This window comes from Achromobacter sp. SD115 (genome assembly GCF_017355315.1).
GTDB classification, from domain to species: domain Bacteria; phylum Pseudomonadota; class Gammaproteobacteria; order Burkholderiales; family Burkholderiaceae_B; genus Achromobacter; species Achromobacter xylosoxidans_B.
Map to the genome: position 1 here is coordinate 26,474 of NZ_JADIJM010000027.1, position 19,105 is coordinate 45,578.

At 59.4% G+C, this 19,105-nt stretch carries 21 protein-coding genes; 13 read left to right on the plus strand and 8 right to left on the minus strand.

Going from position 1 to position 19,105, the window contains the following annotated elements:
- Positions 1 to 20 precede the first annotated feature (20 nt).
- The 6 genes from IPU70_RS28005 to IPU70_RS28030 all read right to left on the minus strand — a co-directional run bounded on the left by IPU70_RS28005 (position 21) and on the right by IPU70_RS28030 (position 4,498).
- The gene (locus IPU70_RS28005; protein WP_100220332.1) at positions 21 to 440 is read right to left on the minus strand and encodes a universal stress protein; all 420 of its coding nucleotides are present in this window, start codon (positions 438 to 440) and stop codon (positions 21 to 23) included.
- A gap of 192 nt (positions 441 to 632) precedes the next feature.
- The gene (gene arsH / locus IPU70_RS28010) at positions 633 to 1,385 is read right to left on the minus strand and encodes an arsenical resistance protein ArsH (protein WP_006221928.1); all 753 of its coding nucleotides are present in this window, start codon (positions 1,383 to 1,385) and stop codon (positions 633 to 635) included.
- Between the two features lie 10 nt (positions 1,386 to 1,395).
- Complete coding sequence (locus tag IPU70_RS28015) at positions 1,396 to 2,595, minus strand: MFS transporter (protein WP_006221929.1); 1,200 nt, start codon at positions 2,593 to 2,595, stop codon at positions 1,396 to 1,398.
- A 60-nt stretch (positions 2,596 to 2,655) separates the two neighbouring features.
- A complete protein-coding gene (gene arsC, locus IPU70_RS28020; RefSeq protein ID WP_006221930.1) occupies positions 2,656 to 3,081 on the minus strand; it encodes an arsenate reductase (glutaredoxin) in 426 nt (141 codons plus the stop codon).
- Positions 3,082 to 3,089: 8 nt separating this feature from the next.
- Positions 3,090 to 4,175 (minus strand): ArsO family NAD(P)H-dependent flavin-containing monooxygenase, encoded by a 1,086-nt coding sequence (locus IPU70_RS28025; protein WP_035212062.1) that lies wholly within the window; start codon positions 4,173 to 4,175, stop codon positions 3,090 to 3,092.
- Entirely contained in the window at positions 4,175 to 4,498 is a 324-nt protein-coding gene (locus IPU70_RS28030; protein ID WP_006221932.1) for a helix-turn-helix transcriptional regulator, read from the minus strand. Before IPU70_RS28030 ends, IPU70_RS28025 begins: the two co-directional genes overlap by 1 nt.
- A gap of 111 nt (positions 4,499 to 4,609) precedes the next feature.
- Here IPU70_RS28030 and IPU70_RS28035 point away from each other — a divergent pair, with 111 nt between their 5' ends.
- From IPU70_RS28035 to IPU70_RS28095, 13 genes are all read left to right on the plus strand, one after another.
- Positions 4,610 to 5,059, plus strand: a complete 450-nt coding sequence (locus tag IPU70_RS28035) for a helix-turn-helix transcriptional regulator (RefSeq protein WP_006221933.1) — start codon at positions 4,610 to 4,612, stop codon at positions 5,057 to 5,059.
- Positions 5,060 to 5,159: 100 nt separating this feature from the next.
- Positions 5,160 to 6,182 carry a phosphate ABC transporter substrate-binding protein PstS gene (gene pstS / locus IPU70_RS28040; protein WP_006221934.1) on the plus strand — a complete coding sequence of 341 codons (1,023 nt, stop codon included), beginning with the start codon at positions 5,160 to 5,162 and terminating at the stop codon, positions 6,180 to 6,182.
- Between the two features lie 95 nt (positions 6,183 to 6,277).
- Positions 6,278 to 7,267 (plus strand): phosphate ABC transporter permease subunit PstC, encoded by a 990-nt coding sequence (gene pstC, locus IPU70_RS28045; protein WP_006221935.1) that lies wholly within the window; start codon positions 6,278 to 6,280, stop codon positions 7,265 to 7,267.
- Entirely contained in the window at positions 7,264 to 8,124 is an 861-nt protein-coding gene (gene pstA, locus IPU70_RS28050) for a phosphate ABC transporter permease PstA (RefSeq protein WP_006221936.1), read from the plus strand. The genes pstC and pstA overlap by 4 nt, the downstream gene beginning before the upstream one ends.
- Positions 8,125 to 8,191: 67 nt before the next feature.
- Positions 8,192 to 8,968 carry a phosphate ABC transporter ATP-binding protein PstB gene (pstB, locus tag IPU70_RS28055; protein WP_006221937.1) on the plus strand — a complete coding sequence of 259 codons (777 nt, stop codon included), beginning with the start codon at positions 8,192 to 8,194 and terminating at the stop codon, positions 8,966 to 8,968.
- 61 nt (positions 8,969 to 9,029) lie between these two features.
- Positions 9,030 to 9,392, plus strand: coding sequence for a helix-turn-helix transcriptional regulator (locus IPU70_RS28060; RefSeq protein ID WP_081247808.1), 363 nt, complete (start codon positions 9,030 to 9,032; stop codon positions 9,390 to 9,392).
- A 12-nt stretch (positions 9,393 to 9,404) separates the two neighbouring features.
- The gene (locus tag IPU70_RS28065; RefSeq protein WP_006221939.1) at positions 9,405 to 9,911 is read left to right on the plus strand and encodes an arsenate reductase ArsC; all 507 of its coding nucleotides are present in this window, start codon (positions 9,405 to 9,407) and stop codon (positions 9,909 to 9,911) included.
- Positions 9,912 to 9,989: 78 nt separating this feature from the next.
- A complete protein-coding gene (gene arsD, locus IPU70_RS28070) occupies positions 9,990 to 10,349 on the plus strand; it encodes an arsenite efflux transporter metallochaperone ArsD (RefSeq protein WP_035212057.1) in 360 nt (119 codons plus the stop codon).
- 10 nt (positions 10,350 to 10,359) lie between these two features.
- The gene (arsA, locus tag IPU70_RS28075; RefSeq protein WP_006221941.1) at positions 10,360 to 12,144 is read left to right on the plus strand and encodes an arsenical pump-driving ATPase; all 1,785 of its coding nucleotides are present in this window, start codon (positions 10,360 to 10,362) and stop codon (positions 12,142 to 12,144) included.
- Positions 12,145 to 12,208: 64 nt separating this feature from the next.
- A complete protein-coding gene (locus IPU70_RS28080) occupies positions 12,209 to 13,489 on the plus strand; it encodes an arsenic transporter (protein ID WP_006221942.1) in 1,281 nt (426 codons plus the stop codon).
- Between the two features lie 345 nt (positions 13,490 to 13,834).
- Positions 13,835 to 15,511, plus strand: a complete 1,677-nt coding sequence (locus IPU70_RS28085) for an ATP-dependent endonuclease (protein ID WP_223283291.1) — start codon at positions 13,835 to 13,837, stop codon at positions 15,509 to 15,511.
- Entirely contained in the window at positions 15,508 to 17,040 is a 1,533-nt protein-coding gene (locus tag IPU70_RS28090; RefSeq protein ID WP_006227973.1) for a UvrD-helicase domain-containing protein, read from the plus strand. The genes IPU70_RS28085 and IPU70_RS28090 overlap by 4 nt, the downstream gene beginning before the upstream one ends.
- A gap of 165 nt (positions 17,041 to 17,205) precedes the next feature.
- Complete coding sequence (locus IPU70_RS28095) at positions 17,206 to 17,700, plus strand: hypothetical protein (protein ID WP_006227972.1); 495 nt, start codon at positions 17,206 to 17,208, stop codon at positions 17,698 to 17,700.
- A 235-nt stretch (positions 17,701 to 17,935) separates the two neighbouring features.
- On the opposite strand, the gene IPU70_RS28100 is transcribed toward IPU70_RS28095, so the two are convergent.
- Together IPU70_RS28100 and IPU70_RS28105 are read right to left on the minus strand one after the other, a co-directional pair.
- Positions 17,936 to 18,484 carry a hypothetical protein gene (locus tag IPU70_RS28100; protein ID WP_054485450.1) on the minus strand — a complete coding sequence of 183 codons (549 nt, stop codon included), beginning with the start codon at positions 18,482 to 18,484 and terminating at the stop codon, positions 17,936 to 17,938.
- Positions 18,485 to 18,535: 51 nt separating this feature from the next.
- On the minus strand, positions 18,536 to 19,078 hold the full coding sequence (locus IPU70_RS28105) for a DNA-binding transcriptional regulator (protein ID WP_006227455.1): 543 nt from the start codon (positions 19,076 to 19,078) through the stop codon (positions 18,536 to 18,538).
- Positions 19,079 to 19,105: the final 27 nt, after the last annotated feature.

Here is a 19,105-nt window from a genome sequence, read left to right on the forward strand (position 1 = left end):
TCCACGTCGACGAGGTGGTTTTAAGGAAGGATCAGGATGGCCACATCTGCGCGCCCTAAAAGCTCTTTGCACGGGACTCCCAGAATGGCGTTCTTGAGGCCGCCGCAGTGCGAATTGCCTGCGACGATTAGGTCGGCGTCCATCTCACGCCCGAATGCCAAAAGAGACTCAATAGAATCGCCCGCAAGGATATGAAGACGCGGCTGCAATTCGCGTTCTCGAGCTGCGGACAAGAGCGTAGCCCACTCGGTCCCAATCTGCTTATGCACATCAGCGAGGAATGACTCCTCGGATTCGCTCAAAAGCTCATCCAGCTTTGGGCGCACTGCGAGGAACGTCAATGCAGCATGGTTGGCTTGTGCCAAGTCCAAGAGCGCCACCAACGATGGCCGACTCAGGTGTGCGAGGTCGAAATCCACCAGAATGCGCGTAAACATCATCTTCACCCATGAGGCCAGGCAACGTGATTCGCCGGCGTCCCTCAGGCTGATCGGAACGTCGATAGGCTGGATAACCGGTCCGGTCCCACCCGCATTTCTTGAAAAGAACGGAAGCTATTCCGTATGTCCAGGTATATGGAAATAAAGTCCGTTCGTCAAGTTGATGAAGATAAGGAGAGGAGGGCGTAAACCTTATTGGGTCTCCGTCTCATGCGTCATCGCTTCACGAGCCAGGCGTGCGATCTCCTCGGCCATGCCCTTGCGCTCGCTATATCGGTCCGTGAGATAGTCACTTCGGTCCCGCACCAGCAGTGTGAATTTATAGAGTTCTTCCATGACATCCACCACCCGGTCGTAGTAGGGCGAAGGCTTCATGCGGCCGGCTTCGTCAAACTCCTGAAACGCCTTGGCGACTGAGGACTGGTTCGGGATGGTTACCATGCGCATCCAGCGGCCCAGCACGCGCAAGGCGTTTACCGCGTTGAAGGATTGGGACCCCCCCGAAACCTGCATAACCGCAAGCGTGCGGCCCTGTGTCGGCCGCACACTACCCGTCTCCAGCGGCAACCAGTCGATCTGACTCTTGAACACACCCGTAAGCGTGCCGTGCCGCTCGGGGCTGCACCATACCTGCCCCTCGGACCACAGGGATAGTGCACGCAATTCAGCCACTTTTGGATGGTCCGCGGGAACACTATCGGGCAAAGGCAAGCCGCTCGGATCGAAAATCCGGGTCTCGGCGCCGAGCCGCGTCAAAATCCGCGCCGCCTCTTCAGTGAGCAACCGACTGTACGAGCGTTCACGCAGGGAACCGTACAGCAGCAGTATGCGGGGCGGATGCGTCGCGCCGGCCGTCAGCGACAGCTTGTCGTGCGTGGGGACGTCCAGCAAAGAGTCATCCAGGCTCGGAAGATCGAGGTCAGAGGGTGAAGAATACGTCGTCATTGCAATACACTCACTCGGGCAAAAATTGTAGTTTTGGGCGGCTGAGCCACGCTGCCAGCCAGAAGCTTGCGGCCAGTAATAACGCCACCACCAAGATTGAGACAAGCACTCCGTCGTAGGAGGATCCAATGGCCCAAAGGGCCGCGGCGCCCACCGGGGCGGCGGCGCGCGCAAATGTCATCGGCACGGTCAGGAGCCCGTTGATGGCTCCGTAGGCATGTCGGCTCAACATTTCAGGCACAACCATGCCACGAACGATCGTGAATATGCCGTTGGCTCCGCCGTAAACCACGCAGATTGCCGCGACGACAATGAAGTCCGTGTGCAAGTAGGCAAGGGCGCCAAAGGCGAGCGGGAAGACCGTCACCACCGCTGTACCCACCATTCGCATGGAGGCGCGTGCCGCGAAAATGCTTACGACGATTCGGCCCGCCACTTGGGCGGGGCCGATCAAAGCGATGGCTTGAACAACCGAAGCGGTGTCGATGCCTCGCTCGCGCAGTAAGGGGTACATATGGAACGTAAAGGCAGAGAACATGGCCGCGTATGCTGTCAGCGACAACAGCAGCGCCCAGAAAACAGGCCGACGCAGCGCTTCCTGAACAGCTAGGCGATTTCTTTCGCGCTGTTCACCAGGATTGACGTTGTCGGTCGGCCTGGCATCTCGGGCAGGCTGAATAAAGAGCAGGTAGGCGCCGGTGCAGATGATTGCGTTGACCGCAGCTAGTGCGATCAATGCTTCACGCCAGCCCCATAGATTCAACAGCCATTGCACCAGCGGGATAAAGACAGTACTGGCAAAGCCACCCCATAGCGTCAGAGCGGTAATGCCCGCCCGTGAATGACCCGGACCCACGCGGCGCGCGATCACGGCGAAGGCCGGCTCGTAAAGCGTGGCTGCTTGCAACGCGCCCAGGGCTGCGACAAGGACGTAGAAAGCCGGCAGGGACGTCACTTGAGACCAAAGCAACAGCAACCCTCCCGCGAGCAGTGAGGAAAGGCCCATTACCCAACGACCGTGTCCACGATCAACCGCAACACCCACCGGATATGCGGCCAACGCGGCGAGGATCAGCCCGAGCGTGGCAGCGCCATAGAGGTCGGGTTTGCTCCAGCCAAGCTCTTTGCCCATCGCCTCGGCAATCAACGGAAAGCTATAGTAGAGCGATCCCCAGGAACAGATCTGACCTATCCCCAATGCTGTGACCAATCCGTGCGCCTTGTCGGATGGATGCACAGTGTCCGCGGCTGTCGAAGGACTTGGCATGGTTTAGCGCACGCGCTTTCCGCTGTCGTCGATGACCACTTCGCCATCTTCTTTGGTGAACGGGCCGCGCTGGGGAGCCTCGAGGATGTCCAATACCTCCTCGGAAGGTCGGCACAGGCGAACACCCGAAGGAGTCACGACAAACGGGCGGTTGATCAGAATGGGATGCGCCAGCATGGCGTCGATCAACGCATCATCGCTTAAGGATGCGTCGTCCAGCCCAAGCTCGAGATACGGCGTCCCCTTCTGGCGAATAGCGTCACGAACGGTCAAACCTGCTTGGGCGATCAGATCAACGAGGGTGTCGCGATCCGGCGGCGTTTGTAGATATTCGATAACTTGCGGTTCGATCCCCGCGTTGCGTATCAGCGCTAGCGTGTTCCGGGAGGTTCCGCATTGGGGATTGTGGTAGATGGTAACGGTGCTCATATGTGTGATCAGGAGGTGAGAGAAAATGCGGTTTCAACAAAAGCGGCCACTTCGGCCGCAGTGGATTTGGCGGTTCGCATGACGCCAATGAGGGTGGCGGACGCAAAACCCGTCCATTCGCCATAACCGACGAGCCACAGGCCTGGAACATCGGCAGCCTGCGTGCCAGAAACTCGAACTTTGCCATCGGGGTCGAGGATGCCTAGTGCGGCGAGATGCGCCAATGCAGGCCGGAATCCGGTGCACCACACGACAGCGCCGACCACTGACGAAGAACCGTCGGCCCACACGACGCCATCGCACGTAAAGCGCGAGAATGGGCGAACCGATTGCAGTACTCCGCGCTCGCGCGCCTTGCGCACGGGTGGGACCATGACCACATCGCCAAATCCGCCTGGAAGGTCTTCGGGTTGTTTGCCCGACTGCATCGCCTGCCAACGCGCGGTAGCGCGTTCAAATAGAACCCGTCCATCAACGTCATCCGGCAAGAACAGCGGTTCGGTGGACGTTACCCACGTGGTTTGGGCAACCTCGGAAAGCTCTGCGAGAATCTGTGCTCCGGAATTACCGCCGCCAACGACCAACACGCGCTTGCCCGCGTAAGGGGCTGGCGACTGGTAGTGCGCGGAATGGACCTGTTCGCCACGAAAGACGTCCCGGTCGTCGTACGGTGGAATGAATGGAGCGCTCCAGGTGCCTGTGGCGCTGATTACGGCCTTGGCATGCCAAGCGCCCTTGTCAGTATCGACGAAGAATCCTGACTCCCGCTTGCTGATGGACGCAACCGCTACAGGCCGCTCCACCTTGAAGCGGTATCGTTGTTCATAGCGCGCGAGGTATTCAATAACCTGATCTCGCGCCGGGTAACCTTGTGTCGGGGGCATAGGCCAGCCGGGCAGGGAGCTCCACTGTACGGGTGAGAACAGGTGCAACGATTCCCATCCGTGCCGCCATGCTCCGCCCGGACCCGCGCCAGCGTCCAGAAGAATCACCTTTAAAGCGGTACGCCTGAGGAAGTAGGCAACGGCGAGGGCACTCTGGCCACCCCCAACAATGACCACATCCGCATGGCGGTCAGGAGCGACCTCGGACATCAGGCGGCCCCCAGAGTTTCGGAGGAAGAGGGCGCTGGAATTCCGCTGCAGCATTCCGCAGTGAGATAGCTCACTAACTCGTTCATCAAATCGATATTCGCGCGGTAGCGCATGTACCGCCCCTCTTGCTCTACGGTAAGTAGACCTGATTGCGTTAGCGCCTTTAGATGAAACGAAAGATTAGTGGGCGGCAGGTTTAATTCCGCCGCGATCTCCCCGGCAACACAGCCGACTGGAGCGGCGCGCACGAGAAGACGGAATATGTCCAAGCGAACGCCGGAGGCAAGAGATTCGAAAACGCTCACAGCAGTGTTTTTATCCATTCGTCAATACTACAACAATAATTGAAACGTTGAGAAGATAAATTTAGACTGTCATCGAATCGTCATGTGACAAGCACAATATGTCGTTAAATCAAGACATATGGACTTTATATGGAAACCCTCGATTGGCCCTCAGGGCGCCCTCAAGCCATGGTCTCAGCGCTCGCCTCTCCAATCGCCTCGGCAACGAATGCAGCGGAAGCTGTCTCGGTGTTCACTGCGCTGAGCCACTCGACGCGCTTGGCCATTTTCCGGATGTTGATACGCCAGGAGCCGCGCGGAATGGATGCGGCGAAGATAGCCGCCGTCGTCGGCGGGCCGCGCAGCACGGTGTCGCAACACTTGGCTGGGCTTGCGAGAGCTGGTCTGATCGTCGGCAGTAGAACAGGCGAGGTCGTTCGCTATCGTGCGCGGCTCGGAGGCATCTACGGGCTACTTGAATTCATCCTGGAAGACTGCTGCGCGACGCATGCGTGTGGCTGCTTGCCTGACGACGCCGAGCTTGTCATTGGCACGTCGGGACGGGGCAGGCAGGAATTGGAAACTGTCATAAACCGTTAATGAATTTGATTCATTATTTCCATAAATCACGACAGACAGAGATGTTGTGATCAGGGAGTCAAACGGACTTCCTCAATGCACCCTCAAGTGGAGAATAAGCATGTTTGCACAGGCCAAAAGATACGCTGCCGGATTGGGCATTTCCTTCGCACTCGGCATGGTTTCAGCCCAGGCCGCGGATATCACGGGCGCCGGATCGACGTTCGTCTACCCGATCCTGTCGAAGTGGTCCGACACTTACAACACCAAGACGGGCAACAAGATCAACTACCAATCGATCGGTTCGGGCGGCGGTATCGCGCAGATCAAGGCCGGTACGGTCGACTTCGGCGCGTCTGACAAGCCCTTGCCCCCCAAGGAACTCGCAGAGGCCGGTTTGGGCCAGTTCCCGGTGGTCATCGGCGGCGTGGTTCCCGTCGTTAACATCGCCGGCATCGAGCCGGGCAAGCTGCGCTTCACCGGTCCCTTGCTCGCTGATATCTATCTGGGCAAGATCGAAAAATGGAATGACAAAGCAATCGCCGATCTGAACCCGGGGATGAAACTGCCCGACGCAAAGATCACGGTGGTGCATCGTTCGGACGGCTCGGGCACGACCTTCAACTGGGTCAACTACCTGTCCAAGATCAGCCCGGAATGGCAGACCAAGGTGGGTGAGGGCACGTCCGTACGGTGGCCCGTTGGTGTGGGCGGCAAGGGCAACGAAGGCGTCGCCGCATACGTGAAGCAGATCAAGAATTCGATCGGTTACGTAGAACTGGCGTACGCGCTGCAGAACGAGATGTCTTACGCGGCAGTCAAGAACTCGGACGGAAAGTTCGTCGTGCCCAGTGACAAGACGTTCCAATCCGCAGCCGCGCACGCCGACTGGAAGAACTCGCAGGATTTCCATCTGGTGATCACCAACGCGCCGGGTGACGACGCCTGGCCCATCGCGGCAACGGTGTTTGTCATGATGTACAAGCAGCCCAAGGACGCAGCGCGTACGGTCGCCACGCTGGACTTCTTTAAGTGGGCCCTGGAAAACGGCCAGCACGAAGCCGAGGCATTGGACTACGTGCCGCTGCCCAAGGAGCTGGTTGCCCAGATCGAAAGCTACTGGGCCGCGCAGATCAAGCGTTGATCCCAGGAGTCGGTCTCGCCCGGCAGCGCTTGCAGGATCGGCGCCGCCGGGCGAGACCGACAGCCAATTGGCTGCGTTCTTACAGGTTGACGTAAATGTCGAATAATCCGGGTTTTAACCCCGCGCTGGATTTCCAGGCCGAGGAGTCGCGATCGCGCCGCGATGCGTCTTCGGACAAGGTCTTTCGCCGCATTGTTGCCGTAGCCGGCATTTTTGTATTGGTGTCGCTGAGCGGGGCCGCGCTGTCCATGCTGTGGGGAGGCAGGCTCGCCTTCAGCACCTTTGGGTTCGAATTTCTCTGGTCCAGTGATTGGGATGCGGTCAATCACAAGTTTGGCGCGTTGGTGCCGATCTACGGAACCTTGGTGACGGCGTTCATTGCCATGCTGATCGCGGTACCGGTCAGCTTCGGTATTGCGTACTACCTGACTGAAGTCGCGCCCAAGTGGCTGCGCCAGCCGGTAGCGTCGGCGATAGAACTGCTGGCGGGCATCCCGTCCATCATCTACGGCATGTGGGGCCTCTTCGTCTTCGTGCCGGTGATGGCTGAATACGTCAATCCGTGGCTTGACGAACACATCGGCGCGCTTCCCTTCATCGGCGTGCTTTTTTCCGGCCCGCCTCTGGGCATGGGCATGCTGACGGCCGGCATCGTGCTGGCCATCATGGTGGTGCCGTTCATCACATCCGTCATGCGCGAAGTGTTTTTGACGGTGCCCCGCCCGTTGAAAGAGTCCGCCTACGCCCTGGGTTCCACCACCTGGGAAGTCGTCTGGAACATCGTCTTGCCGCACACGCGCTCGGCGGTGATCGGCGGCGTATTCCTGGGGTTGGGCAGGGCGCTGGGCGAAACCATGGCGGTGACCTTTGTATTAGGTAACGCGCATCGGCTGACGCCCTCGTTGCTGGAGCCGGGCAATTCCATTGCGGCCACCATCGCCAATGAGTTCACCGAGGCCGACTCCGACATCTACCTGTCGTCGTTGATCGCCCTGGGTTTCCTGCTGTTTGTCGTGACCTTTGTTGTCCTGGCCATTGCCAAACTGATGCTCAACCGCCTCAATCGTCAGGAGGGAAGGCAATGACCCCGCAAGGCCTGCGTCTGCAACGCATGCGTACCGCGCGAAATCTGGTGTCGGTAGCGCTGTCGATGGCTGCGACCCTGTTTGGGCTGTTCTGGTTGATCTGGATCCTGTGGACCACGGCAACCAAGGGCTTCGCGGCGCTTAAATGGGACCTGATCTTCAAGATGACGCCGCCGCCGGGCGCCGATGGGGGCTTGGCCAACGCCTTGTTCGGCAGCCTGTTGATGAGTGTGGTCGCGATTCTGCTCGGTACCCCCATCGGGATTGCGGCCGGAACGTACCTGGCAGAATACGTGAACCGCCATCGGATCGGCGCGGTGATCCGCTTCGTGAACGACATTCTGCTTTCTGCGCCTTCCATCGTGTTGGGCCTGTTCGTCTACGAACTGGTCGTCCGGCAAATGGGGCATTTCTCCGGCTGGGCGGGCGCCATCGCGTTGGCGTTCATCGTGCTGCCGGTTGTGGTCCGTACCACCGACGAAATGCTGCAACTGGTTCCCAGCCAAATGCGCGAAGCGGCGTTGGCTTTGGGGGTGCCCCAATGGAAAGTGACGGTTCAGGTGTTGTTCCGGGCCGCGTTGCCGGGCATCACGACCGGCGTGTTGTTGGCCTTGGCGCGCATCAGTGGTGAAACCGCGCCCTTGCTCTTTACGGCGTTGAACAACCAATACTGGAACGCGGACCTGAGCGCGCCGATGGCCAGCGTGCCCGCCGTCATCTTCCAATATGCAATGAGCCCCTACGAAAGCTGGCATGCGCTGGCCTGGGCCGGCGCCTTCGTCGTCACGATGTTCGTACTGCTCCTGAGCCTGCTCTCCCGCGCTATCTTGTCACGCAACAAGGTGAATCATGACTGAATTTGCTTTCCCGTCATCGGTATTGAACTCCTCGGCGGCCGGGGCCATTGCGGCCCGCAGCGCCACCTTGGACAATCCGGCCATCGCGACGCAGCCGAAAGTGGTGACTCGCGACCTGTGCTTCTATTACAAGGGTGTCCAGGCGCTGAACAACGTCAATATCGAACTGGCTTCCAATCGCGTTACCGCGCTGATCGGCCCGTCCGGCTGCGGCAAATCGACCCTCTTGCGTGTCTTTAATCGTATCTACGCGATTTATCCAGGGTTGGAAGCGCGCGGCGAGGTCTTGCTGGACAACCAGAACATTCTGGACCCCGAGTATTCGATCAACCGCTTGCGTAGCAAGGTGGGGATGGTGTTCCAGAAGCCGGTCCCGTTTCCGATGTCGATCTACGACAACGTTGCCTACGCCATCCGGCACTACGACCGCTTACCCAAGGCCGAGATGGACGTCAGGGTGGAAGCGGCATTGCGCAACGCCGCGCTCTGGGACGAGGTCAAGGACAAGCTGGAGCAGAACGCGCTGGGGCTGTCGGGCGGCCAGCAACAGCGGCTATGCATCGCCCGCGCAATTGCCCTGAGCCCCGACGTGTTGCTGCTGGATGAACCGACTTCCGCACTGGACCCGATCTCCACCGCAAAGATCGAACAGCTGATTGCCGAGCTGAAGAAGGACTACACCGTCCTGATCGTGACGCACAACATGCAACAGGCTGCGCGTTGTTCTGACTACACCGGGTTCATGTGCGCCGGCGAACTGGTCGAGATGGGCCGGACCGACGACCTGTTCACCAAACCGAAGCGTGAACAAACTTCCGACTACATCACCGGCCGCTTCGGCTAGCCATCACCCGCGACCCTAAATCAGGGTTTACAGTCTTCCACTATTCCACGATAATCGAAAAATGGAAATGAAAGATGCTGTCAAAGCCCTCGCCGCGATCGGACACGAATCGCGCCTTACCGTCTACCGCCTGCTGGTCCAGGCGGGGCCGGAAGGTCTGCCTGCCGGCCAACTATCGGAAAAGACGGGCATCCCTCCCTCTTCGCTTTCTTTTCACTTGAAAGAGCTGGTGTATGCCGGCTTGTTGACGTCGCGGCAGGAAGGAAGGTTTGTCATCTATGAAGCTCGATTCGAGTCGATGGCGGAACTGTTGGCCTACCTGACTGACAACTGCTGCGGTGGCCAACCTTGTGCCCCGACAAGCGTCACCGCTTGTGCCCCACATGCAGCCGCTCGCGCGCGGCGCGTGAACAACCTCTCTTGAAGAGTCCGCATCATGACCGAGAAAGTCTATAACGTTCTATTTTTGTGCACCGGCAACTCGGCGCGCAGCATTATGGCGGAAGCCTTGCTCAATACGCTGGGGAAGGGCCGCTTCCATGCGTACAGCGCGGGCAGCTATCCGGGTGGCACCGTGAATCCGTTCGCGATCGAACGAGTGCAAGTGTTGGACTACCCGATAGAGCAACTGCGCAGCAAAAGCTGGGACGAATTCGCCGCGCCGGACGCACCCCAGATGGATTTCATCATCACCGTGTGCGACAACGCCGCCGGCGAAGTCTGCCCGGTTTGGCCAGGCCGGCCGATCTCTGCCCATTGGGGCTTTGAAGATCCTGCCGCCGCGGAGGGCACCGATGAAGAGAAGCGCCGCGTCTTCGAAAAGATCTTTCGGCAGATCTCCGCCCGCATCAATATTTTTGCCAACCTGCCCATCGCGGCGTTGGATAAGGCAGCGATTCATCGCGAGTTGAAGCAGATTGGTGAAAGCAAGCCGGCCGAGTAATGCCGTGCTAATGCTCATGACGCCTGTCGATGGGCCATTTTTTTTGACGAATATTTCGAAAATTCTTGGAGCGTCAAAATGAAAACCATACAGATATTTGACCCGGCCCTGTGCTGCAGCACAGGCGTGTGTGGCTTGGACGTGGATCAGGCTTTGGTAACGAGTGCGGCCGACATCGATTGGGCGAAGCGGCAAGGCGCAAACATCGAACGGCTCAACCTGGCCCAACAGCCCTTGGCGTTTGCGCAGAACGCGGTGGTGAGCGCGTTTCTGACGCGCTCGGGCGCGGAAGCGCTTCCTTTGACCTTGGTTGATAACGAGATTGCGTTGGCGGGCAGATATCCCACGCGCGAGGAACTCGTGCGATGGACAGGTATCGAAGCCCCCGGCGACGCCAAACCGCAGTCGGGTTGTTGTGGCGGCAATCGCACCTGCTAAGGGGACGGCCATGAAATTTCTAGATGCAGCTCCCAGGTTTTTCTTCTTTACCGGCAAAGGCGGAGTCGGCAAGACCTCGCTGGCTTGCGCGGCGGCCGTCTTGCTGGCGGAGCAGGGCAGGCGTGTGCTGTTGGTCAGCACTGATCCCGCATCGAACGTGGGGCAGGTATTCGGCGTTGATATCGGCAACCACATCACCGCGATTGCCGCCGTGCGCAACCTGTCGGCGCTGGAAATTGACCCGCAAGGCGCGGCCCAACAGTACCGGGACCGAATCGTGAACCCGGTGCGCGGCGTCTTGCCCGACGATGTGGTGCGGGGCATTGAAGAATCCTTGTCGGGCGCCTGCACCACGGAGATTGCGGCGTTTGACGAATTCACGTCTTTGCTGACGGACTCAAACCTGACGTCGGACTTCGATCACGTCATTTTCGACACGGCGCCCACGGGGCATACCATCCGCCTGTTGCAGTTGCCGGGAGCCTGGAGCAGCTTTCTGGATGCTGGCCAAGGCGATGCGTCATGCCTGGGGCCGCTGGCCGGCCTGGAAAAGCAACGTTCCCAGTACCGCGAAGCCGTCGCGGCGTTGGCGGACCCGCAACGCACGCGCCTGGTGCTGGTCACGCGCGCGCAGCGGGCCACGCTCGAAGAGGCCGCGCGGACTAGCCAGGAGCTGGCGGGCATCGGGCTGTTGCAGCAGCACCTGGTCATCAATGGTGTCCTGCCTGCCGCGGCCGTCCAGCATGACGATCTGGCCGCGGCCGTCTATGCACGAGAGCAGGCCGCCATCGAGGCCATGCCCGCACCGCTTGTGGCCTTGCCCAAGGACCAGGTCACCTTGAAAGCCTTCAACGTCGTTGGGCTGGAAGCCTTGCGCCACCTGCTCAGCGACGCCGCGCTTGATGCCGACGAGCCGAACCGTGTTGACGTTCCCAAGATCGAAGCCCCTGATCTGGCATCGCTGGTTGATGGCATTGCCGCCGACGGGCACGGCCTGGTCATGGTGATGGGCAAGGGCGGCGTGGGCAAAACCACGCTGGCCGCGGCGATCGCGGTCAACCTTGCGGAACGTGGCCTGGCGGTGCACCTGACCACGTCGGATCCCGCGGCGCATCTGGCACGTACGCTGGAAGGCACGCTCCCCAATCTGACGGTCAGCCGCATTGACCCGCGAGTCGAAACCGAGCGCTACCAGCAGTACATATTGGCGACCAAAGGCGCCAAGCTGGACGCGCACGGGAAGGCCTTGCTGGAAGAGGATTTGCGTTCGCCATGCACCGAGGAAATTGCCGTCTTCGGCGCGTTTTCCCGCATCGTGCGCGAGGCCGGCACCAAGTTCGTCATCATGGATACCGCGCCCACCGGCCACACTTTGCTGCTGCTGGATGCAACCGGCGCCTATCACCGGGACATCGCCCGCCAGATGTCGGGCAGCAATGTCCACTACACCACGCCGATGATGCAATTGCAGGACCCTACGCAGACCAAGGTGCTGCTGGTCACCCTGGCGGAGACCACGCCCGTGTTGGAGGCCGCCATTCTTCAGGAAGACCTGCGCCGCGCCGGCATCGAGCCCTGGGCCTGGCTGGTCAATAGCAGCATCGCCGCGGCGGGACCGACATCGGCCTTGCTATGCCAACGCGCTTTCAATGAACTGCGCGAAATGGACGGCATCGCCAAGCTACACGCGAAGCGATACGCCGTCGTGCCCTTGCTGAAGTCCGAACCCGTCGGCATCGAGCGCCTGCGGCAATTGGCCAGCCACCACCATGACGCCGCGCCAAGCCTTGCGTAGTTACCCACGTAATGACCCTTTATCGCTTCAACCTTCAATCCACAAATAAAAAAGAGTTCGCCCAATGTTTGGTGCAATAGCAATTTTTGTTCTTACGCTCGTGCTCGTGATCTGGCAGCCCCGTGGCCTGGGGATCGGGTGGAGCGCCAGTTTGGGCGCCGTCCTTGCGCTTGTCGCCGGCGTGGTCCACGTCGGTGACATCCCGGTGGTGTGGAATATCGTCTGGAACGCCACCGCCACCTTTATCGCCGTCATCATCATCAGCCTGTTGCTCGATGAGGCGGGCTTTTTTGAATGGGCCGCCTTGCACGTGGCGCGATGGGGCAAGGGTAGCGGTCGGGCGCTGTTCGCGCTGATCGTGTTGCTGGGCGCGGCGGTCGCGGCGCTGTTTGCGAACGACGGCGCCGCGCTGATCCTGACGCCCATCGTCATGGCCATGTTGCTGGCACTGGGATTCAGCCCGGCCGCCACCTTGGCCTTCGTCATGGCGGCAGGTTTTATCGCGGACACCGCCAGCTTGCCATTGATTGTGTCCAATCTGGTCAATATCGTTTCCGCCGACTTCTTCGACATCGGCTTCAACCGTTATGCCGCGGTGATGGTGCCTGTCAATTTCGTTGCGGTGGCAGCGACCTTGGCGGTGCTGATGCTGTATTTTCGTAAGAGCATTCCCGCGCGATACGACGCGGGCCAGCTCAAGCCGCCTGCGGCAGCCATCCGCGACGCGGGCACTTTTCGTGCCGGCTGGGTCGTCCTGGTGTTGCTGCTGATCGGATTTTTCGGCCTGGAGCCGTTGGGCGTGCCCGTGAGCGCCGTGGCGGCAGTCGGGGCGGCAATCCTGCTGCTGGTTGCAGGACGCGGCCATATCATCAGCACGCGCAAGGTCATACGCGAAGCGCCGTGGCAGATCGTGATCTTCTCGTTGGGGATGTACCTGGTCGTTTACGGCCTGCGCAACGCCGGCCTGACCCAATACCTGGCTGATCTGCTGAGCGGGATCGCGGAGCAGGGGATCTGGACGGCCACGATCGGTACGGGCCTGGTGGCGGCATTCCTGTCGTCCATCATGAACAACATGCCGACGGTGCTGGTAGGCGCCTTGTCGATCGACGCCAGCCAGGCCAGCGGCGTCGTCAAGGAAGCGATGGTCTACGCCAATGTGATCGGTAGCGATCTGGGGCCGAAGATCACCCCGATCGGGAGCCTGGCGACGTTGCTTTGGCTGCATGTATTGGAGCGCAAAGGCACCGTGATCTCGTGGGGCTATTACTTCAAGGTTGGCATTGTGCTGACGCTGCCGGTGCTTCTGGTGACGCTGGCTGCCTTGGCAATCAGGCTAGGGTAGCGAGGGCGAGGGTGCTCATATCTCAGACAAAGACCGCTTCTGGCCGAAAGCGGTCTTCGGTTTTTCTTGTCGCGACGGCGGCTCATACGAATACTGTTTATTGAGTTGAGTGCTGCTAAGCTACGTGCGTTTAGCATTTTGTTGCAGTTGCGGAATGAGCGTGATCGTAAACCTGTGAGGGTATTCGAAGCTCGCATTCCATGAATGAGGTGAGAGAGTGGCTTGCCGGCTTAGCTCTTATTGCCCGCAATTGATAATGACATGGCCCACACAGCACATATTCGTAAACTAACTATTCAACGCTTCAGGGGCATCCACTCCCTAACATGGCTGCCTGCGGAAGGAATGAACGTCATCCTGGGTGGGGGTGACGTCGGAAAAACGACCATCCTCGAAGCGATTGCATTGCTGCTTTCACCGTCGAACACTGCGGTCCTCTCTGAGGCCGATTACTGGGCGCGCGACAACGCGCAGGAGTTCGTCATCGAAGCCGTCATGACCCTACCCGATACGACCGGGATCGGCTCGCAGAGCACTTTCGCCTGGCCGTGGGCGTGGGACGGGCAGAATGCGATACCTCCGTCAGCCGACGAAGAAGGAGACCTTGCCGCGCCCGGCGAGCCGGTATATCGCGTTCGGGTACGGGGTACCGCGGAATTGGAACTCGCGTGGGAGGTCATGCAACCCAACGAAGAATTGGCCCATTTTTCGTCAGCCGTTCGCCGGCGTATCGGCTCGGTTCGAATGAGTGCTGATGAGCGCAATGATCGCGATCTGCGGCTTGTCTATGGCTCGGCGCTGGATCGGTTGTTGGCCGATAGCGCATTGCGGGCCCGCATCGGCAAGGAGGTAGCAGGGCTCGATTTGCACGATTCGCTCAATGACAAGGGTAAGAAGGCGATCGAATCGCTGGATGCGCGTATGGCCGGTGCCGCGCTTCCCAGCAATTTGAAACTCGGTCTCACGACCAGCCAGGGGTTGTCCATCGGCGCGCTCATCGGACTAGTGGCGACCGAGAATGACGTGGCGTTGCCTCTGAGTAGTTGGGGGGCTGGCACCAGACGTATGTCCGCGCTCGAAATCGCATCGTCAACGGACAAGGAAGCTAGCATTACGCTCATCGATGAGATCGAGCGCGGGCTTGAGCCGTACCGTCTGCGCAAGCTCATCAAGATCCTGGCCGGCCAACACGGGCAGATTTTCCTCACGACGCATAGCCCTATCGCCATTTCGTGTGCCGAGGACGCGCACCTCTGGTATCTGGACAGCGCGGGCTCCATCGGTGCGCTGCCTCGGGACAAGATCGGGCCGCAGCAGAAGCGCGATCCTGAAACATTCCTGGCGCGTGTGGCCGTCATCGCAGAAGGACCCACCGAAGTCGGCTTTTTGCAGTATCTATTAGAGAGGGCCTTTAAGGGCAACCCGCTTGATTACGGGGTGCGAGTCTGCGATGGTCAGGGAAACGGTGCGACCTTGGATCTGTTGGAGACGCTCGCGTCTTCCGGTTTGCTATTTGCCGGCCTGGCTGACGACGAAGGTACCGCACCAGAGCGGTGGAAGAAGCTGAAGGACAAGCTCAAAGGACGATTGCACCAGTGGCCCAAGGGCTGCACCGAGGACCATGTGATCGGGGCCGTCCCTGAAGAAAATCTCCTCGCACTGCTGAGGGATGCAGAAGGCGAGGTGGATGGCTATCGACTCCGGACTTTGGCGGAGCGCCTCGGACTTCAAGACAAGAGCGTGGAGACGATAGATGCGGCGCTGAAAGCATCGGGAAAGACGTGGCGTACTTTGATAATAGCGGCCGCCAGCGGCAGTAAGGATGGTGCGCCTGCAGGTCAAGAAAAGGCTTGGAAGAAGCACTCCCAGCAATGGTTCAAGTCCACTGTCGGTGGCCAAGAGTTGGCCCAAAAAATGGTCGCGTTAGGCGCTTGGAAGAAAATAGAGCCGCAATTGCTTCCATTGATCAACGCGGTATTGACAGCCGTGGGTCACAAGGCTCTGCAAGAGCTCGATCTATGAGCGACCACGCCGTTGCCAATCTTCTCCGCTCACCCGAGCGGCTGGTGATCATTGAAGCTGCGGCGGGCTGCGGCAAGACATACCAAGCCGCCGCGTACGCGCAGGAGGTGGTTGGGGCGATCGGTGATGGCCGCTTGCTCATCCTGACGCACACCCACGCCGCGTGCTCTGTCTTCGCAGAACGCACGAAGAAGGCAGGGGCGCGCGTCGAGATCAAGACCATCGATGCCTTGATAGCGCAGATCGCACTGGCTTACCATGAGCCACTTGGTCTTCCACGCGATCTGACCTCCTGGGCTTGGCAGGACGGCGGGCGAGGCTTTGAAATCATGGCAACCAAGGTCGCAGGATTTCTGCGGCATCAGCCAATGGTGGCTCGTGCACTGGCCCAACGCTATCCAGTCATCGTGTGCGATGAGCACCAGGACACGAGTGTCGATCAGCACAGTGTTGTCATGTCCTTGCTGTCTGCTGGAGCAGTTGTCCGGATCTTTGGTGATCCCATGCAGCGGATTTACGGCGCCAAGACCGACAAAGCCGCGCGCGAGGATCGTGCCCGCTGGGACGCTTTGAAGGCGCAGGGAGCAGGCGAGAAGCTGATCACGCCCCACCGCTGGCAGACCGGTTGTCCTCTGTTGGGGGCTTGGGTCATCGAGGCGCGGGAGAGCTTGGAACGCGGAATTCCAATAGACCTGACTGGAGCGCTGCCTCCATCAGTTAGGGTGCTTGTCGGAAACAACACGGCTCAGATGCGTACGGGCTACAAACTGTCCAAGGAGCATAGAGCACCGATCGACAAGGTGCTGAAAAGCAGCTCACAGCTTATGATTCTCGCATCGCAGAACGACTTGGTGTCGGCACTTCGGGCGTTCTGGTTTCGTACAGTACCAATTTGGGAAGGTCATACGCGTAATGCGCTAGGGGCGCTCGTACAGACACTGCGCGCAGGTCATGGTGATCCGGAAGCACTGGCGCAGGGTGTCATCACTTTCATGGGCAGCGTCGCAGCGGGATTCAGCTCGTCCAGCCACGGTGACCGACTTTTGCAGGAAGTTCGCACCGGCGCGGCGCGCTCCACCACCGGAAAGCCGGCCAACATCCAAGCGGTCGCACGATGTCTCCTGAATAGTCCCTCACATACGGGCGTGTCGAACGCGCTCGCAAAAATTGCTGCGCTGGTGAAGGAAAACGCCGCAGGCTTTGACACAGTGAAGATTGATCACTGGTCCGAACTGCGGGATGCCGTGCGCATTGGTCAGTTTGCAGATCCGGACGAAGGATTTGCGGAGGTGTCGCGTATGCGCTCCCATTCCCATCCGTCATTACCCCCAAAGGTGCTCAGCAGCATTCACAAGGCGAAGGGCCTGGAGTGCGACCACGCGATGCTGATGGCCTGCGACAAGGGGCAGTTCACATCGACCCTGTACGCCAAGTCCAAGATGTATGTAGCCTTTAGCAGGGCGAAAAAGTCACTAACCTTAGTGGTTTCGACATCCAATCCGAGTCCCCTTTTCAAGCTCCGTTGGTGAATTAGCCCCAATTACCGGCTGTCCGCGTACCTGAACTAGCGGGCGTGAGTGGCAGGCGGGTCAAGGTTGTCCTTTAATTTCCCATGAATCTTGCCGTTGTTCCTTCAGGGCGCGCGCATGGTCCGGCGTGTCTCCGATAGGAGCAGGATATAGGGAGATGTAGGGATGGACGGAAATTCGCAGTTTCAGGGCATCGACAAGGAGTATCCCAGGTTCCAATACCCCGGCCTGATGTCTGTTGGCACGTGCTTTTTGCGTGCCAGGGTGCGACATGACAGCCTGGTAATCGTCTGTGCGCAGCTTTACGACTATCACGGGACATCGGTGACGAATGCCATCGAAGAGGTGCGCGAAGCAGCTATCGTGCAGTTGCACGACGACGTCGGGCTGCAGCACCTCATGCCCGCAAGGAAGTGGTGGCAACGCAAGCCTGTTCGAGAGGAAGTGCTTGCCAATGCGGCTGCCCTGAGCACGATCATCGAGCATTGGCCAAAAGGGCGGGGCCTCGCGCCCGCCGGGTCTTTTGCGATCGTCGAATTTGACGACGCAGGAAAGCCGGAATGGGATTATCGGCCCCAAGCGATGGCGGCGCGGGCATGCGCGGTAGAGGAGGAATTTTTGACGGTGGATCCTGAGAGGCTGTATTTCCGCCAATGTTGATACTGGTTACATATACAGTGATACGTACAGAGGCAAATTCTTCGTCGTACCCGGTCTGGCTGGGAAGGATGGGTTGCGCGATGCTCAAATTTGAGCAACAATAGCCCTAACGCAATAGCTGGTGAGCCTTCGGGCAAAAGCGTTGACTGCCGCGCAAGCGGTTCCGCCAAAAGCGGAGGCAACAGAACGCCAGACTACGGGGCCCCTTCGGGGGCCTTCGCTTTTTCCGGTCATACTATTTTCGAGGCGGGCGCGGCTTGATTCCGTCAAGCGTCAGTTCGATCAAACGCGTGAACTTGATGGAGCCGTGGATTGGCGGCTGTTTTCCCGCGTCCAGCTCGTAGGCGCTCTGGATGGTCAGGAGCACTGCGAGACCGTCGGCGTCCTTGATTCTCCGCACGTTGAAGAAGACACCATAGCTTCCGGTAGAGCCTTCGGCGGTCTCCACGTCGATGGTGACGTAGTTCTCATGCTTGGCATAGCCGCATTTGCGTTTGGCCAGCTCGCGAACAATGAGCGGTAAGCGCGGGGACAAAGCATAGCGGTCATGGCAAAACCTGCGGACCTCGCGCTCATCCTGGTACAGATCCGGGGCATGCTCGGTAACCTCATTTCCGTGCGTGAAGCAGTGCATCGCGAAAGCTACACGGATTTCTACCGTCCGGCCGTCAGTCGTTTCCAACTGGTATCGGAAAGGATGCAAGTGGTTGAGCGGAAAGGACCGGCCTTCGGCGTCAACATATGGTGCCCAGCGCATCATTCCTTCGTTCCAGTTGGCCCCCATTTTTCTTTCCGTGTTTTGAGTTGTGCGAGGCGGCGAGTATGCCTCATCTGGTCACATTTTCTGGTTAGACGCGCTTGCAGTGGTATGTGTGCGCTGTTCCACATGGACGGCGTTCCGCTTAGCGAAGGTGATGCGTTCGCCGATGTAGAAGCCACCGAATTCTTGGCCTGCTTCGGGGTGCCCTGGGAATCCGATAACAAAGCCGCCATACGACTCCTCGTCGATCAGGCCGTCATGCACGCGGTCCAGCCACACTCGGGCTTGGATCATCGGGCCAACGACAGGCTGTAGGTGGACGAAATCACCTTGCTCAATGGTGTCCCGTATCGTGTCGCTGTCGAGATCCCAAGATCGGGTGGCGCCATCTTCCGGGACGAGGAAGTCCGAGGGCAAACGGTGGCCACACATCTGTAAAAAGCGCCACGTTGCCGGCGGCATCGACTGCTCACCTGCCTCCCAACGTTGCACTTGGCGTAGGCCAACGCCAAGAATGGCCGCCGTTTGCGCTTGCGTGCGGCGAGTTTTCCCCCGCAATTTCTTGAGGTCTTCCGACGTGGGCCTCATGGTGTCCGCCAGGCTGAGATTCTGGTTCATGTCTTGCTCCGATCGGATGCGTCTAAT